The sequence below is a fragment of the Bacillus sp. NPDC077411 genome (genome assembly GCF_044543425.1).
Classification (GTDB): Bacteria; Bacillota; Bacilli; order Bacillales; family Bacillaceae_G; genus Bacillus_A; species Bacillus_A bruguierae.
The window spans coordinates 98,704-114,293 of sequence record NZ_JBITWA010000009.1; the positions used below are offsets into that span (position 1 = coordinate 98,704).

The 15,590-nt window shown below is 36.8% G+C and carries 16 protein-coding genes; 9 read left to right on the plus strand and 7 right to left on the minus strand.

Features of this window, described 5'->3' with window-relative positions; translation table 11 throughout:
• Nucleotides 1-40: 40 nt before the first annotated feature.
• The gene (gene dnaE, locus ACIGHG_RS13710; RefSeq protein WP_336471013.1) at nucleotides 41-3,370 is read right to left on the minus strand and encodes a DNA polymerase III subunit alpha; all 3,330 of its coding nucleotides are present in this window, start codon (nucleotides 3,368-3,370) and stop codon (nucleotides 41-43) included.
• Nucleotides 3,371-3,621: 251 nt separating this feature from the next.
• On the opposite strand from dnaE, the gene ytrH reads away from it, so the two are divergent.
• Together ytrH and ytrI are read left to right on the plus strand one after the other, a co-directional pair.
• Complete coding sequence (gene ytrH / locus ACIGHG_RS13715; protein ID WP_081625685.1) at nucleotides 3,622-3,963, plus strand: sporulation membrane protein YtrH; 342 nt, start codon at nucleotides 3,622-3,624, stop codon at nucleotides 3,961-3,963.
• Entirely contained in the window at nucleotides 3,960-4,460 is a 501-nt protein-coding gene (gene ytrI, locus ACIGHG_RS13720; RefSeq protein WP_020062411.1) for a sporulation membrane protein YtrI, read from the plus strand. The genes ytrH and ytrI overlap by 4 nt, the downstream gene beginning before the upstream one ends.
• Before the next feature lie 20 nt (nucleotides 4,461-4,480).
• Here the strand turns inward: ytrI and ACIGHG_RS13725 are convergent, their stop codons facing one another.
• On the minus strand, nucleotides 4,481-5,413 hold the full coding sequence (locus ACIGHG_RS13725) for a DHH family phosphoesterase (RefSeq protein WP_336471012.1): 933 nt from the start codon (nucleotides 5,411-5,413) through the stop codon (nucleotides 4,481-4,483).
• A gap of 116 nt (nucleotides 5,414-5,529) precedes the next feature.
• On the opposite strand from ACIGHG_RS13725, the gene ACIGHG_RS13730 reads away from it, so the two are divergent.
• From ACIGHG_RS13730 to murI, 3 genes are all read left to right on the plus strand, one after another.
• Nucleotides 5,530-5,832 carry a YtpI family protein gene (locus ACIGHG_RS13730; RefSeq protein ID WP_336471011.1) on the plus strand — a complete coding sequence of 101 codons (303 nt, stop codon included), beginning with the start codon at nucleotides 5,530-5,532 and terminating at the stop codon, nucleotides 5,830-5,832.
• Nucleotides 5,833-5,846: 14 nt separating this feature from the next.
• Entirely contained in the window at nucleotides 5,847-6,605 is a 759-nt protein-coding gene (locus ACIGHG_RS13735; RefSeq protein ID WP_336471010.1) for an arylamine N-acetyltransferase family protein, read from the plus strand.
• A 486-nt stretch (nucleotides 6,606-7,091) separates the two neighbouring features.
• Nucleotides 7,092-7,883: a glutamate racemase gene (gene murI, locus ACIGHG_RS13740; protein WP_336471009.1), complete on the plus strand. Its 792-nt coding sequence runs from the start codon at nucleotides 7,092-7,094 to the stop codon at nucleotides 7,881-7,883.
• Between the two features lie 117 nt (nucleotides 7,884-8,000).
• Here the strand turns inward: murI and ACIGHG_RS13745 are convergent, their stop codons facing one another.
• On the minus strand, nucleotides 8,001-9,314 hold the full coding sequence (locus ACIGHG_RS13745) for a DRTGG domain-containing protein (RefSeq protein ID WP_336471008.1): 1,314 nt from the start codon (nucleotides 9,312-9,314) through the stop codon (nucleotides 8,001-8,003).
• A 231-nt stretch (nucleotides 9,315-9,545) separates the two neighbouring features.
• Between ACIGHG_RS13745 and ACIGHG_RS13750 the strand changes: the two genes are divergently transcribed.
• Nucleotides 9,546-9,710 carry a hypothetical protein gene (locus tag ACIGHG_RS13750; protein ID WP_336471428.1) on the plus strand — a complete coding sequence of 55 codons (165 nt, stop codon included), beginning with the start codon at nucleotides 9,546-9,548 and terminating at the stop codon, nucleotides 9,708-9,710.
• 39 nt (nucleotides 9,711-9,749) lie between these two features.
• Here the strand turns inward: ACIGHG_RS13750 and ACIGHG_RS13755 are convergent, their stop codons facing one another.
• Nucleotides 9,750-10,433: a metal-dependent hydrolase gene (locus tag ACIGHG_RS13755; protein WP_336471007.1), complete on the minus strand. Its 684-nt coding sequence runs from the start codon at nucleotides 10,431-10,433 to the stop codon at nucleotides 9,750-9,752.
• Between the two features lie 297 nt (nucleotides 10,434-10,730).
• Here ACIGHG_RS13755 and pepQ point away from each other — a divergent pair, with 297 nt between their 5' ends.
• A complete protein-coding gene (pepQ, locus tag ACIGHG_RS13760; RefSeq protein WP_336471006.1) occupies nucleotides 10,731-11,828 on the plus strand; it encodes a Xaa-Pro dipeptidase in 1,098 nt (365 codons plus the stop codon).
• 108 nt (nucleotides 11,829-11,936) lie between these two features.
• On the opposite strand, the gene ACIGHG_RS13765 is transcribed toward pepQ, so the two are convergent.
• Entirely contained in the window at nucleotides 11,937-12,332 is a 396-nt protein-coding gene (locus tag ACIGHG_RS13765) for a hypothetical protein (protein WP_396548935.1), read from the minus strand.
• A gap of 418 nt (nucleotides 12,333-12,750) precedes the next feature.
• On the minus strand, nucleotides 12,751-13,077 hold the full coding sequence (locus tag ACIGHG_RS13770) for a cupin domain-containing protein (RefSeq protein ID WP_336471405.1): 327 nt from the start codon (nucleotides 13,075-13,077) through the stop codon (nucleotides 12,751-12,753).
• Between the two features lie 206 nt (nucleotides 13,078-13,283).
• Between ACIGHG_RS13770 and ACIGHG_RS13775 the strand changes: the two genes are divergently transcribed.
• Together ACIGHG_RS13775 and ACIGHG_RS13780 are read left to right on the plus strand one after the other, a co-directional pair.
• Entirely contained in the window at nucleotides 13,284-13,916 is a 633-nt protein-coding gene (locus ACIGHG_RS13775) for a TetR/AcrR family transcriptional regulator (RefSeq protein WP_336471005.1), read from the plus strand.
• A gap of 17 nt (nucleotides 13,917-13,933) precedes the next feature.
• On the plus strand, nucleotides 13,934-14,404 hold the full coding sequence (locus tag ACIGHG_RS13780; protein WP_336471404.1) for a DUF4188 domain-containing protein: 471 nt from the start codon (nucleotides 13,934-13,936) through the stop codon (nucleotides 14,402-14,404).
• 41 nt (nucleotides 14,405-14,445) lie between these two features.
• Here the strand turns inward: ACIGHG_RS13780 and ald are convergent, their stop codons facing one another.
• Nucleotides 14,446-15,579, minus strand: coding sequence for an alanine dehydrogenase (ald, locus tag ACIGHG_RS13785; RefSeq protein ID WP_336471004.1), 1,134 nt, complete (start codon nucleotides 15,577-15,579; stop codon nucleotides 14,446-14,448).
• Nucleotides 15,580-15,590 lie beyond the last annotated feature (11 nt).

The window sequence follows — 15,590 nt, forward strand, 5'->3', positions numbered from 1 at the left end:
CGCTATTACTACTATAATCGAAATAGTAGGAAATTGTCCATTATATTTTTACAACGACATTTTCCTTTCCGACTATCTCATAAAGCGCTTGTAAACATTCTTCACTTGGATGAATGGATAAGCTACGAGATAATTGTACCATCTTATGCTCTTTTTCATAATAAATTAGTACTTTCGCAAAACCTGAATAGTTAAACAATATTTTTGTGACATTGTTTAACAGCCTTTTTTCATACTGTGATGGTATTTTCACGTAAATAGAAGCGTCTTTCATTTCTTCATAAGTATCCATTTTCTCTAACGGGTACAAGCCATTTACAATCCATTGCAGCTTATTATTTCGCTGTTCAATTGTTCCTTCTATTAAAACAATTTCTCCTTCTTGTAACCGCTCTTTAAAATGGATATATGTTTCCGGAAATACAACTCCTTCCATTTCGTGATTTTGATCACAAAACGTGATAAACGCCATCTTCTGTAATTTTTTCGTCCGAATTATTTTTATATTTGTCAAATATACAATTACCCGTTGTACTTTTCTTCGCTGCTTCATCGCACCTGCAAGTGTTGGGATTTCCAATTCCTTACCAAGCTTTGCGTACTGTGCGGTTGGATAACTTGTTAAGTAAAAGCCTAGCGCTTCTTTTTCTTTATTTAATTGCTGGATAAAAGATAGCTCTGCCTCTTGTGCATACTCCGATTTCGGTACAAGCTCCTCACCAATTTCCCGCGCTAAGCTCGCATATTCTAACGCACCTTTAATACTGTTAAATAAGGCTGAACGCGAAACGTTAAAATCATCAAAACAACCGGCCCAAATCATCGTTTCTAAATTACGCTCTGTCACAAATTTCGCTGGCATGCGCAAACAAAACTCAAATAAATCTTGAAATGGCTTTTTATTTCTTTCTTCAATTAAAGCATTTACTGTCGCCATCCCTACATTGCGGATCGCAAGTAAACTATATCGAATTGTATTTCCTTCTACTTGAAACTCATAACTGCTCTTATGAAGAGACGGCGGTAAAACGCGGAACCCTTTCCGCTTCGTTTCCCGAACATATTGTACAATCTTCTCTTCATTTCCAATTGCACTTGATAATAATGCTGTCATAAACTGAAGCGGATAATTCGCTTTTAAATAAGCAAGCTGATATCCAATCATACTATAAGCAACTGCATGACTTCTGTTGAAGCCGTAATTGGCAAATCGAACAATTAAATCATAAATTTGCTGGGCAGTTTCTTCATCATATCCATTTTGCAAGCACCCTTTCACGAAGTGCGTACGCTCTTCGTCTAAAATATCACGATTTTTCTTACTTACGGCGCGGCGTAATAAGTCAGCCTCACCAAGAGAAAATCCTGCTAAACGAGAGGCAATTTGCATAATTTGTTCTTGATAAACGATAACTCCATACGTATTTTCTAAAATTGGTTTCAAATCAGGATGCAAATAATGAATGGTACGTTTCCCATGCTTGGAATCAATAAAAACTGGGATTTGCTCCATCGGTCCTGGGCGATATAATGCGTTAACCGCAACGATATCTTCAAATTCATTCGGCTTTAACGAACGCAGAACATTCCGCATTCCGCTTGATTCAAGCTGAAAAATCCCTGTCGTATCTCCTCGTCCAAGCAGTGCAAATGTGTTGGCATCTTGAAGAGGCAATTTCCGTATATCTAAACTTTTCCCTGTTGTCTTTACAATAAATATGCGAATATTTTCAAGCAATGTTAAATTACGCAGACCAAGAAAGTCCATTTTTAATAGACCCAGTTCTTCTAATACTTCTGCTGGGTATTGTGTGACATATACATCATCATGGCCGCCTTGAATGGCAACACTATTTGTAAGCGGCTCTTCACTCATAATCACTCCGGCTGCATGAATAGACGTATGACGCGGCAAACCTTCTACACGCTTTGCAATATCAAATACCCTTTGAAAAATTAGATTACTTTGTAAATAACTTTGTAATGATGGCGATTCTGTGTAAGCTTCTTCTAATGTAATCCCAACTTTAGACGGAATATGTTTTGAAAAAATATCAATTTCATTTGGCGGCAGTCCCATTACTCTTGCAATATCACGAATTGCCGCTTTTGCTGCAAGTGTTCCAAACGTTACAATTTGAGCCACGCGCAGTTCTCCGTACTTATTTTTCACATAACGAATCATTTCATCGCGGCGAATATCTGGAAAATCAATATCGATATCAGGAAGTGTAACGCGCTCTGGATTTAAGAAACGTTCAAATAGTAAATTGTATTGAATTGGGTCAATGTCTGTAATTTCGAGCACATAAGATACAAGTGACCCAGCTGCCGAACCACGGCCTGGTCCTGTTAAAATGCGCTGCTCGTGAGCGTATTTCATAAAGTCCCATACAATAAGAAAATAATCACTAAATCCCATCCGAGAAATAGTATGCAGCTCATGATTTAAACGCACTTTATGCACATCGGTCACCGCCACATATCGCTTCTTCAACCCTTCTTCACAAAGGCGACGTAAAAATTGATCGGATGATTCATTTGTTGGTACTGGAAACTGCGGCAATTGATTTGTATGAAACGGAATTTCTACATGACAACGCTCAGCAATACGGAATGTGTTTTGAATCGCTTCTGGTATAGAAGCAAATAACGCCTCCATTTCAGAAGCTGATTTCATATAATATTGATCAGTCTGCAAACGCGGCCTTTCCGAATCGGTCATTTTCGTCCCGCTATGAACCGATAATAAACATTCCTGTACAATTGCATCGCTTTGTTTTACATAACGAATATCATTTGTCGCCACAAGTGGAATCTCAAGCTGCTTCGCAAATGGTAGAAGCTCTTCTTGAAGCAACAATTCCTCTTGAATGGCATGGTGCTGCACGCTTATATAAAAGCTAACAAATATATTTTTATACATCTTTGCTACTTCCTCAGCAGCCTCATGTTTTCCTTGCAATAAAAGCGTTTCAATTTCCCCATCTTTTCCTGGAGAAATCGCAATTAATCCCCCTGCATAATGCGCAAGCCATTTTTTAGGAATACCATCTTTTGACTTTGTCATAATGCTGCTAGAAATTTTAAGTAAATTCCGATAACCAGTTTCGTTTTCAGCTAGTAAAACAAGCGGATACGACTGATCCTCTTCTTCATTCCATATGGAAGCTGTTAAACCGATAACCGGCTGAATCCCCGCTTTTTTACAAGCTTTATAAAACGGAATAACACCATACATCACATTTTCATCTGTAATTGCTAATGCCGAAAATCCAAGTTCTTTCGCTTGATAAACAAGCTCATCTATTTTACAAGCACTTTTCAATAAACTATAAACGGTTTGACATTGTAAATGCACAAACTTCACTTTTATACCCTCTCTTTACCTATTTGACTACTTCCTATTATACGTGAAATCAAAACATACTTCTCCTTCTTTGTCCATATACATACAGTGAAACTTTAATCAGTGGGGAGTTTCCTTCATCCCCACTGATTATTAGTTGAACCAATCGGGCTTTTACGGGCAGTTTATCTCCTACCTAACTTCTTTGCTTTCGCTGAATTTTAAGGTGGGAGTATTACTGCACGTTAATGCGGGATGAAAAAGAAAGGAGAATGATGATGGAAGTGAACCAAAGCTTTTTCTCTCTTCTCATTACAAGCTATTTTATTGCTCTTGGTGTTATGATTGGCGGTTCATTAATTGGCGGAATCGGTGCTTTTTTAGTAGGAAAACCACCGCTCACAATGATTACACAATTTGCAGAGAATTTACGAATTTGGGCTCTCGTCGCTGCCATTGGCGGAACTTTCGATACATTTTATAGCTTTGAACGCAGCTTTTTTGGAGGAGATACAAAAGATATTGTGAAACAAATTCTCCTTATTTTCTTTGCCACGGGCGGTATGCAAACTGGATTTACGATTATTAAATGGATTACACAGGATCACGTATGAAAGTCCCAAGTTCACTCTCTAATCGCTGGAAATTATTTTTAGGCGGTGCGGCGGTTGGTGGTATTTTAAGTTGGATTATTTTTTTGTACATATATGGCGTGTTTCAAGAAGAGCAAACTAAAACACTTGAAACACAAGAAGCACAAATAGAAAAACTAACCGAAGATTTACGTGTACTCACGGAAGATCAAAAAAAAGAAAATGAAAAAAACAAAAAACTGTTAACCATTCAAGAAATTGAAATTGAGATTGCAAATTACGAAAAATACAATTTAGACACGCTAACAGTGGAAACATTACAAACTTCCATTCGCGATGATCTCCGTCACTTGCTTACCCAAAACATTCAAAGCGTCGCAAACAATAAAGAACTACTAAAGAAGGTTATTGAAAATAAAGTATATAAATATTACGACCGTGTCTATCGATTTGAAATCGAAACTGTTTCATTTGATACCATACTGGAAATTAGCGTCAAAATAAAACAAGAAAGGTAGAGCTCCCTCTACCTTTCTTCTTATTTACATAATTCACGTAAGTCTGCAAAAATACGATCTGCTTCTTCCCAAGAAAAAGCTTTTGCTCCCGACGCCATCGGATGCCCACCGCCGTTATATCGCATTGCTAACGTATTAATAACCGGACCTTTTGAACGAAGGCGAACACGAATCACATCTTCTTCCTCTAAGAATAAAACCCACGCTTTTAATCCTTCAATATTTCCAAGAGCTCCAACAACTCCTGAAGCCTGATTCGGAAGCACATCAAATTGCTCTAATACTTCTTTTGTTAGCTTAACGTATGCTGCGCCTTCTTCAGTCATCGTAAAGTTTTGTAGGATATAACCATTTAAGCGTGCAATGCGCTCATTCGTTTTATACATTTCATCATATAATGCTGGGAATTCAACGCCCATTCCTACAAGCTCAGATGCATAACGAAGTGTTTTAGCAGATGTGCTTGGGAATAAGAAACGTCCTGTATCACCAACTATACCAGCTAAAATAAGACGTGCCGCTTCTTTTGATAACGTTAATCCTTTATCCTTACCGTATAAGTAAAATTCATAAATCAGTTCACTTGTAGAACTAGATGTTGTATCTACCCAAACAATATCACCGTATGGATCTTCATTCGGATGATGGTCAATTTTAATTAACTGCTTTCCTTTTGTATAACGCTGATCGCAAACACGCTCTTGGTTTGCTGTATCACAAACAATGACAAGTGCCTCTTCATACGTAGCATCATCAATTTCATCCATTACGCGTAAGTACGCTAAAGATGGTTCATTGTATCCTACCATATAAATCTTTTTCTCTGGGAATGACTCTTGCAGCATCGTACCAAGTCCGCACTGTGAACCTAATGCATCTGGATCTGGACGAACGTGGCGATGGATAATAATTGTATCAAATTGCTTAATTGCTCCTAAAATTTTCTCATGCATATGTAAAATCTCCTTTTCGGCCAATTTATTCCTATTATAGCTCAAAACACTTCATACAGGTGGAGAATTGAATTACAATAGAGAAAGAACATACAAATAGATGGGGGATTAAGGTCATGCCAGTATTAGTCTTTTGTATTATCGTTACATTTATGTTGTATCTCTTCTACAAAACAAAATATTTTCGCACAAACCGTTCTATGGAGAAAGGATGGCTTGCTGGAAAATCAGCAATTGCACTCGGGTTATTTGTTGCATTATTTGGCGCAAATCAATTTTTTTTAGATGTTTCAACGGCTCGTATTATCGTTGGCGTTTTATTTATAATCGTTGGCGGAGCTAGTATTTATAATGGCATTCGCCAATATAAACATTTCTTACCACTTGCGATTGAAGAGGCAGAGCAGTTACAAAAATAATGAGGTGAGATGAAATGAACACCTTTCTAAACGATTTTTTCAACCGTATTCAATATGAAAAGCAAGATGTAACTTTTGAAGATATTTGTGCGTTGCAATCTCAATTTGCGAAGCATATACCATTTGAAAATATGAGCATTATCAAAAAAGAAAACATTGATCTTACCTTTGAAGATTTAAAAAGAAAGATTATAGACAACCGGCGCGGCGGTGTTTGCTATGAACTGAATCCTTTATTTTACTACGCTTTAAAAGAACTAGGATTTGACGTTCATTTAATTGGAGGAACTGTTTTTAGCAATGAAGAAAATCGGCTTATCCAAACACACTTTGCAACGATTCTGCATCATAACGGGCAGCGGTACTTAATCGATGTTGGTTTCGGTTCCCATCACGCTCTGCAACCGCTTCCGTTTACTGGGGAAACAGTAACTTCTTCAACAGGTGAATACCGCATTCAAAAGAAAAAAACAACTTTCGGAGAATACGCATTTGAAAAATATCAAGACGGGAAGTTAGAAATTGGCTACGACTTCTTCACATCGCCAATTGATGAAACAGCTTTACAGAACGCACAACAAATCATTACCCACCATGAACAATCACCATTTAATAAATCTCCACTCCTTGCAAAACGAACAGACGATGGTCACATTACGCTAACAGACAAAACGTATACGGTAACAAAAGGAAAACAGAAATCTAAACAAACGATTGATAGGCAAACTTTTCAAGCACTTGCTTTACGTGAATTTGGCATTGCGGTTGAATAGGAGTCATTCCTTTATCTAATAACTGTAGTTTTTCTGTAAGATTCATTGAAGACATAAAAAACGGTCATCCTCTCATGCGGTATTCATGAAGGGATGACCATTTTTTATTTTCAAATTGAAATCCTGTGTATAAGTTTCCCTATTATTTCATTATTGAAAACAAGTTAATTCACCATAAAAATGGTACTAAAAAAATGTAAGTGATAAAATAAAGTGAAACTTTAATCAGCCCTCACCAATCGGGCGCATGCTAGCAGTTTATCTCCCACCTAACTTCTTAAGAAAAACGGAAGTGGCTCGTTCAGAATGTGAGGGGGATGGAGCTTCTGACGTAGAGGTTTTTTTACCTCGTAGGAAGAAGCGAAGCCACCGAACATTCTAGCCACTGGAGCTGGACAATGCTTCTCTCTGAATCTTGAAATGGGGGTCTTACTGCCCACGAATAGCGGGATAAAATTGAATTGATTAAGAAAGAGAGTGAACGTAGTGAGAATTGGATTTTTTGACTCTGGCATTGGTGGAATTACTGTACTTCATCAAGCATTAAAAGTCTTACCAAATGAAGATTATATTTTTTATGCTGATACTTTACATGTTCCATATGGTGAAAAACAAAAAGAAGAAGTAAAGCAATATATTTTTAATGCCGTTGATTTTATCGCTAATCAAGATGTGAAAGCATTAGTCATTGCTTGCAATACGGCAACCAGTATTGCCGTGGAAGACTTACGTAAAAAATATGATTTTCCCATCTTAGGAATTGAGCCTGCTGTAAAACCAGCTGTTCAAAAAAGTGAAGAAAAACGAAAAAAAGTTTTAGTGTTAGCAACTAAACTGACTCTTCAAGAGGAAAAGTTTCAAAATTTAGTAAAAAGTATAGATAATCATGATATTGTTGAAAGTCTACCTCTTCCTGGCCTTGTGGAATTTGCTGAGGAATTCGAATTTAGTGAAGAGAGAGTTTTACCCTATTTAAGACAGCAATTAGCTTTATTCGATTTAAAACAGTATGGAACGGTCGTTCTCGGTTGTACTCATTTTCCATATTTTAAATCTATTCTAAAGAAGCTTTTTTCCGAAGACATAGACATTATTGATGGAAGTGTTGGAACCGCTAAAAATTTAAAGAGAATTCTCAAGGAAAATAACCAAATTAACAATGGGACAGGAGATATTTCATTTTTTCAATCTGGTTATAAAGTTGAAGATGAAGATACTTTATCTAATTATAAAAAATTATTAGGAATATTAGATAAGGAACTCTCATTCACAAAATAATTTTATACTAGCAAATAACATTTGCTCGCCACCTTTTTCTTCCATTAACGGACAGAACAGAAAATTCAGATATTTATTTATATAAGAAAAGCCGCCCTTTCTGGCAGCTTTTCCTTCTTAACGGTCAATCAATTGAACCATAAGTAATGCTTTTCCAACAACACTACTTTCGTAACGTACTTCTACTTCGACCTTTCCAAATTTACGCCCGATTTCTAGTACTTTCGGATGGACGGATACAATGTTGTCAATTTGAACCGGTTTTACAAAGTAAATGGTTAAGTTTTCAACAATTACATCACCTTTTTTCAACGCGCGTAGTACACGATTGGTCGCTTCCGTCACAATTGTTGTAAATACACCGTACGACAAAGTTCCAATCGAATTTGTCATTTGCGGAGTAACAGAAAAATGATATGCGTGATCTTGTTTTGCTTCTTTCTGATTCATAAATTGATTCGTTACAATATCATCAATCGTTTCTCCGACTTGCGGCTGCCGATGAATCATTTGGAGTGCTTGCAGCACATCTTGACGACTAATAATCCCTTGCAATGTATTACTATCGTCAACAACAGGAAGAAGTTCAATTCCTTCCCACACCATCATACGTGCCGCTGCTGCAACAGACATTTTTCCGTTTACAGTAATCGGCTGTTTTGTCATTACTTTTTCAATTGGTGTTTCTTTTGCTACACCAACCATATCTTTAGACGTTACAATACCTAGCACTTTATTTGCTTCATCTACAATCGGATAACGGCCATGCATCGTTTCTTCATTATACTTATGCCATCTTTCTGCTGTATCATTTGGCTGTAAACATACCGTCTCTTCAATTGGTGTTAAAATATCTTCAACAAGAACAATTTCTTTTTTTATAAGCTGATCATAAATAGCACGGTTAATAAGCGTGGCTACTGTAAATGTATCATAGCTGCTTGAAATAATCGGCAGCTTTAACTCATCTGCTAATTTCTTCACATGCTCTTCTGTATCAAATCCACCTGTAATGAGTACAGCCGCTCCTTCTTCAAGTGCTAATTGATGTGCTTGTGTACGGTTTCCGATAATAAGTAAATTCCCGGCTTCTGTATAGCGCATCATCGCTTCTAGTTTCATTGCCCCAATTACAAATTTATTTAACGTTTTATGTAAACCTTCTCTCCCGCCAAGTACTTGGCCATCAACTATGTTAACAACTTCCGCAAATGTTAGCTTTTCGATATTTTCTTTCTTTTTTTGCTCAATACGAATTGTCCCGACCCGTTCAATTGTACTTACATACCCTTTATTTTCCGCATCTTTAATCGCACGATACGCTGTTCCTTCACTCACGCCGAGCTCTTTTGCAATTTGGCGCACAGAAATTTTATGCCCAATTGGCAAACTGTTGATATACTCCAAAATTTGGTTGTGTTTCGTAGCCAAATAATTTCACCATACTTTCTTTTCCCTAAATTCTTCATGCGTTGTATTTTTAGTATACTATATTTCCAAAACTGTTACACTTCATGTTCTATATCTGTACTATTTTTTTTATAACAAATCCATACAAGTTTCTTACAATAATGTAATTTCCTTGTCACCTCATTCGATGGTTTGTTTCATTTCCTTATCGTACAATGAAAACAAGAAATAAGAGAAAAGGAGCGATATGATATGAAAAAAGCTTTAAACATAATCAGTGCGGTATTGTTAGCATTCGTGGATGGAAAGAAAGTAGCGATAGCTTTAAACGAAGCAGCAGAAATAGAAACAGGCACACCACAATCTAAAATTGATATAACAAATAAAACATTTACATTATACCCTTCTCACATATGAAAACCTTCACTTTGCCTTACAAAATGAAGGTTTCTTTTTTTACAATTCAATACCTTCCCCAGCTTCTAACACTTTGCCTACACTGCTGGTTAGTTTCTCTACAAATTGATACGGATCTTGTTCGATAACTGGGAATGTATTATAGTGCATTGGCACAACAACTTTTGCTCCGATCCATTCTGCTGCTAACACGGCATCTTCTGGTCCCATTGTAAAGTTATCCCCAATTGGTAAAAATGCTAAATCGATATTATTAAGAGAACCGATTAACTTCATATCAGAAAATAAAGCTGTATCTCCCGCATGATACACTGTTTTTTCTTCTGCGGTAAATAAAATCCCGGCTGGCATTCCTGTATATGTAATTGTCTGATTTTCTTCATCAATATAACTAGACCCATGGAATGCTTGTGTAAATTTCACTTTTCCAAAATCAAACACATGCGAACCACCGATATGCATCGGATGTGTATTCACTCCTTGCCATCCTAAAAATGTTGCTAGTTCAAATGGTGCTACAACAACTGCATTATGTTTCTTCGCTAGTGCTACTGTATCTCCAACATGATCGCCATGACCATGAGAAAGAATAATCGCATCCACTGTTATATCTTCTACTTTTAAATCTGTTTTCGGATTTCCTGTAATAAATGGATCAATTAAAATAACCTTTCCATTCGTTTCAATCTTTACAACTGAATGACCGTGATAAGATACTTCCATCTATTTACTCCTCCTTTGTTTATCCCGCATTAACGGGCAGTAAGACCCCCACCTCAAGATTGAGAAAGAAGCAAAAAAGATAGGTGGGGGATAACTGCCCGTAAAAGCCCGATTAGTTCAACTAACCATCAGTGGGGGATGAAAAAAAAACACTGATGGAAGTTTCACTTTATATTCCTCCTCTTATTCTACACGATTTCACAATTTCCTGTCTTTTCAAACATCGATTCGCTTGTCATAACACTTTCACTCGATGTAAAGTTATACATGTAATCAAAATTTCGGAGGTGCAAATCTATGAATACTAGATTAGAAAAATTAACAGAGTGGCTCCAAGAACAAAATACAGAAGCTGCATTCTTAACTTCTACACCGAGCGTCTTCTATATGACGAACTTCCACTGTGAACCGCACGAAAGACTACTTGGTCTATTTGTATTCCAAGAAAAAGAACCAATGTTAATTTGTCCAAAAATGGAAGAAGGACACGCGAAAAGCGCTGGCTGGAATCATGAAATTATTGGATATACAGATACAGACAACCCATGGGATATGATTGCAAAAGCAATTGAAGCACGTGGCATTGATGCAGGTGCAGTAGCAATTGAAAAAGAACACTTAAATGTAGAACGCTACGAGCACTTATCACAATTATTCCCAAAAGCAACTTTCAGATCAGCCGAAGAAAAAGTACGTGAACTTCGCTTAATTAAAGACGAAAAAGAGCTTGCGATTTTACGCGAAGCTGCTGCTATGGCTGATTATGCAGTTGAAATTGGGGTAAATGCCATTCAAGAGAATCGCAGTGAACTTGAAGTACTCGCAACAATTGAGCATGAATTAAAGAAAAAAGGCATTCATAAAATGTCCTTTGACACAATGGTACTAACAGGTGCAAACTCTGCGCTTCCACACGGCGTACCAGGTGCAAATAAAATGCAGCGCGGTGATTTCGTCCTATTTGATTTAGGTGTAATTATCGACGGTTATTGCTCTGATATTACACGTACAGTTGCATTTGGCGAAATTTCAGACGAACAAAAACGCATTTATGAAACTGTATTAAAAGGTCAATTAAATGCTATTGAATCATGTAAACCAGGCGCAACATTTAGTGAAATCGACCGTGCTGCTCGTTCTATAATCGCAGATGCTGGCTACGGCGACTTCTTCCCGCACCGCCTTGGTCACGGACTTGGCATTAGCGTTCACGAATATCCAGACGTAAAAGAAGGTAACAATTCGCCATTGCGAGAAGGAATGGTCTTCACAATTGAACCAGGTATTTACGTGCCAAATGTAGGCGGCGTTCGTATTGAAGATGATGTTTACGTAACGAAAGATGGCGTAGAAATTTTAACGAAGTTCCCGAAAGAATTGCAGTTTGTAAAATAAAGTGAACCTTCCATCAGTGAGGGTTTTCTTCATCCCCCACTGATAGTTAGTTGAGCCAAGCGGGATAAATATAATGCAAAGAAGGTACTTTAGAAAGTACCTTCTTTTTTATGCTTTCTTATATGTACATCGTTTATCTACATCACTGAAAAACACTTCTAACTTGTCCCCATCTCTTTTCATTTGCTGTTTTGAAGTAAAGGAATTCCCATAATCAAGAATATATGAATCTCCTTTATTCTCTTGTTTATATGTCCCTTTATATTTATCTTGTTCTTTCTGGTTATTTGTATACATCTCTACCAAATGATGAATAACTTCCTTTTTCTCTTCCTTTTTTGTAACTGTTTCAAACTTATAATATACCGGGCATTGATTTTGTTTACTTTGAGACAATTCCCATGTCCCGTCTACCCCATTCTTTCCACACGCACTTAACATAGCCGTGCATGCAACAGTAAATACGAATTTAAAAAACGTCCTGCCCATTCTCTTTTCTCTCATTTTATATGTCATCCTTAATTATGAATATTATTTATTGAAATTAGTAACATCAATTCCATATTATACCACAAAAGTTTTTCCTTAATTAATAATTCCCCTAAAATTCTCTCTAAATTAGTATTTATACGAATCCATTTTTAAAATTTCCTGACATATAAGTCGCTGCTATGAAGAATACAACACGACATGTACTCGCTCTCTCCTTTTGTTTTAAATCTTGCATGTGGCAGAAAAAGGCACTGACCACTTCTATGCACAGCCAGATGCTCTCGTTCCCCCCTAAAAGAAAGGGGGTTCTTATGTCGTTTTTTTAACTTGTATTTATACTACTTAATTACATATTGAGTATACGAAAGGTGAGACCTATATATTTTCTTGTAAGCTTGGAAGAATTCTTTTCACACTCAATTCTTTATACCTATTCCACGATAACTGTATCGGCCTCTAAATTTTCAAAACAAAGATTTACCGTGCGCTTTAATGCTCTCGTTCTATGAATTGTACCAGCTGGAATTAAGATCGAATCGTTTGGCTTTAAAATAGCTGTCTCCTTATCTTGAAAATCAATAAGTAGCTCTCCCTCAAGTACTATAAATAACTCATCTGAATTGGAATGATAGTGCCAGTCATATTCCCCTGTAAACACCGCAATCCGCAAACAGTGATTATTTACATTCGAAACAACGAAATTTTTATGATTTTCTGTGATATTTTTCGTAATCTCTAATAAATTAATTTTTTCCAGGTTTATTTCTTTTGTTAATTTATTCTTCATATTTATCACTCCATTATTCAAGTAGTATATTACAATTTCTTCTAATTTCATCATATCAAATCTTTGTCTAATTTAGTGAGGTAAAATTCTAAAAAATCAAACTAATGAATTGACCAAAAAGTTAACTCGTGTTAATTTATTAATATAAGTTAACTTTTAGCAACAAGGGGTATATTATGAACAAAAAAATTCCACTACGGGAAATCAAAAAAGCCCGAACAAAAATCAAGCTATTTCACACGGCATTAGACATCATTGGAGAGAAATCATTTCGAGAAGTATACGTAGAAGAATTATGTGATCAAGTAGAAATTTCGAAGGTTACATTTTTTAAAATGTTCTCTCGAAAAGAAGACATTCTTATTTATTTTATGAGGTTATGGTTAACAAATTGTATGTTGGAACTACAAGAAACGAACAAAAAAGGAATGGCTGCACTTCGCTATATGTTTGAAGCAGTTTCAGAGTATGCAAAAGAAAAACCTGGACTGATGCTGAGCTTAATTGCCTTTCTCTCAGAAGAAAAAATGCATCCCTGTATGCCTCATTTAACCGATGCAGAGATTCACCTATTATATCCAGAAAAAGAAGAACAAGTGCGAAAGCTCATTCCAAATTTAAATGAATTATTTGCAAACTGCGTAGAAGAAGGAAAAGTCGCAGGAGAAATTACGCTTAATATGGACACCTCACAGATTGTGAGACTATTACACTCTATTTTTTACGGCGCCTATTTAACAGCTCATGTCTTTCAAACTCAACATGTAATGGACATGTACGATCTTCATTTAAGTATATTAAATCCATAATAAAAGAGGGATAAATGATGAAACCTGTAATACATGGACGTTATACTGCACAGATGGACGATTCCTTTGTAGTATTTGTAATCGGTATGCGCATTAATAAACTATTCGCTGTTTCGAAATGGTTCCCAGTGGCCGGAGCAATGAGTGGCATGCTGAAAGAGTTATATAAAAATAAAGAATTCGGTTTTCTCGGTACAGAGTCTTTCTTCAACGGTCGCACCATTTTACAAATTCAATATTGGAAGTCATTTGAAGCCCTTGAACATTATGCACGCCATGCATCCTTACATGTAGAAGCATGGAAAAATTTCAATCTAAAAGCTTCCAAAACTAAAACAGTTGGTATTTTTCATGAAACATATGTGATTGAGAAAGGCCAATATGAAAGTGTATATGTAAATATGCCGCGTTTTGGGTTAGTAAAAGCAGGAGAATCTATTCCTGTAAACAGGAAACACGAAACTGCACGAGCACGTATGAAACCATAATAAAAGCGACTACCCAACAGGTAGTCGCTTTACAGTCTTTCTTATGATAAAGCAGGTGCTTTTTTAAGAAGTTCTTTTGCATCTGCATATTGTAAACCATGTGCTTCTGCAACTGCTTCAAATGTTACGTAGCCATCTAATGTATTAATCCCTTTTAATAAGGCAGTATTATCTAAGCAAGCTTTTTTGTAGCCTTTGTTTGCGATTTGTACTGCATATGGTACTGTTACGTTAGTTAACGCAAGTGTTGATGTACGTGGAACCGCACCAGGCATGTTTGCAACTGCGTAATGAACAACGCCATGTTTTTCGTAAGTTGGGTTGTCATGTGTTGTAATGCGGTCAGTTGTTTCAAAAATACCACCTTGATCAATTGCAATGTCAACTATAACAGAACCTGGCTCCATAGATTTAATCATTTCTTCTGTTACAAGTTTTGGCGCTTTTGCACCTGGAATTAATACTGCACCGATAACAAGGTCAGATTCTTTTACAGCTTCTGCGATGTTATATGGGTTAGACATTAATGTTGCTACTTGGTTGCCGAAGATATCGTCTAATTGACGAAGACGATCTGGACTTAAGTCGATAATTGTTACATCCGCACCTAGACCAACGGCAATTTTCGCTGCGTTCGTACCAGCTTGACCACCGCCGATAATTGTTACTTTGCCGCGTTTTACTCCCGGAACGCCAGCAAGTAAAATACCTTTACCGCCTTTATTTTTTTCAAGGAACTGTGCACCAATTTGCGCAGCCATACGGCCTGCTACTTCGCTCATAGGTGCAAGTAATGGTAAAGAACGGTTGTCTAATTGAACTGTTTCATAAGCGATACCAACCACTTTGTTGTCAATTAATGCTTTTGTTAATTCTGGTTCTGGAGCTAAGTGTAAGTAAGTGAATAAAATTAAACCTTCGCGGAAATAGCCGTATTCACTTGGGATTGGCTCTTTTACTTTCATAACCATCTCTTGATTCCAAGCCTCTTGCGCTGCTTCTACAATTGTTGCTCCTGCCTCGACATACGCTTCATCTGTAAATCCAGATCCTAAACCAGCACCTTTTTGAACAAAAACCTCATGACCGTTTTGCACTAAATGAACAACACCCGCTGGCGTCATTGCTACACGATTTTCATTGTTTTTAATTTCTGTCGGTACACCGATACGCATTGAAAATCCCC

What these genes read in the sequence shown, in the direction of transcription:
- ytrH (WP_081625685.1), top strand. Translation starts at nt 3,622, where the DNA reads ATGATGATGGAAGTGAACCAAAGCTTTTTCTCTCTTCTCATTACAAGC.
- ytrI (WP_020062411.1), top strand. Translation starts at nt 3,960, where the DNA reads ATGAAAGTCCCAAGTTCACTCTCTAATCGCTGGAAATTATTTTTAGGC.
- ACIGHG_RS13725 (WP_336471012.1), bottom strand. Translation starts at nt 5,413, where the DNA reads ATGCATGAGAAAATTTTAGGAGCAATTAAGCAATTTGATACAATTATT.
- ACIGHG_RS13730 (WP_336471011.1), top strand. Translation starts at nt 5,530, where the DNA reads ATGCCAGTATTAGTCTTTTGTATTATCGTTACATTTATGTTGTATCTC.
- ACIGHG_RS13735 (WP_336471010.1), top strand. Translation starts at nt 5,847, where the DNA reads ATGAACACCTTTCTAAACGATTTTTTCAACCGTATTCAATATGAAAAG.
- ACIGHG_RS13750 (WP_336471428.1), top strand. Translation starts at nt 9,546, where the DNA reads ATGAAAAAAGCTTTAAACATAATCAGTGCGGTATTGTTAGCATTCGTG.
- ACIGHG_RS13755 (WP_336471007.1), bottom strand. Translation starts at nt 10,433, where the DNA reads ATGGAAGTATCTTATCACGGTCATTCAGTTGTAAAGATTGAAACGAAT.
- pepQ (WP_336471006.1), top strand. Translation starts at nt 10,731, where the DNA reads ATGAATACTAGATTAGAAAAATTAACAGAGTGGCTCCAAGAACAAAAT.
- ACIGHG_RS13765 (WP_396548935.1), bottom strand. Translation starts at nt 12,332, where the DNA reads ATGAGAGAAAAGAGAATGGGCAGGACGTTTTTTAAATTCGTATTTACT.
- ACIGHG_RS13775 (WP_336471005.1), top strand. Translation starts at nt 13,284, where the DNA reads ATGAACAAAAAAATTCCACTACGGGAAATCAAAAAAGCCCGAACAAAA.
- ACIGHG_RS13780 (WP_336471404.1), top strand. Translation starts at nt 13,934, where the DNA reads ATGAAACCTGTAATACATGGACGTTATACTGCACAGATGGACGATTCC.
- ald (WP_336471004.1), bottom strand. Translation starts at nt 15,579, where the DNA reads ATGCGTATCGGTGTACCGACAGAAATTAAAAACAATGAAAATCGTGTA.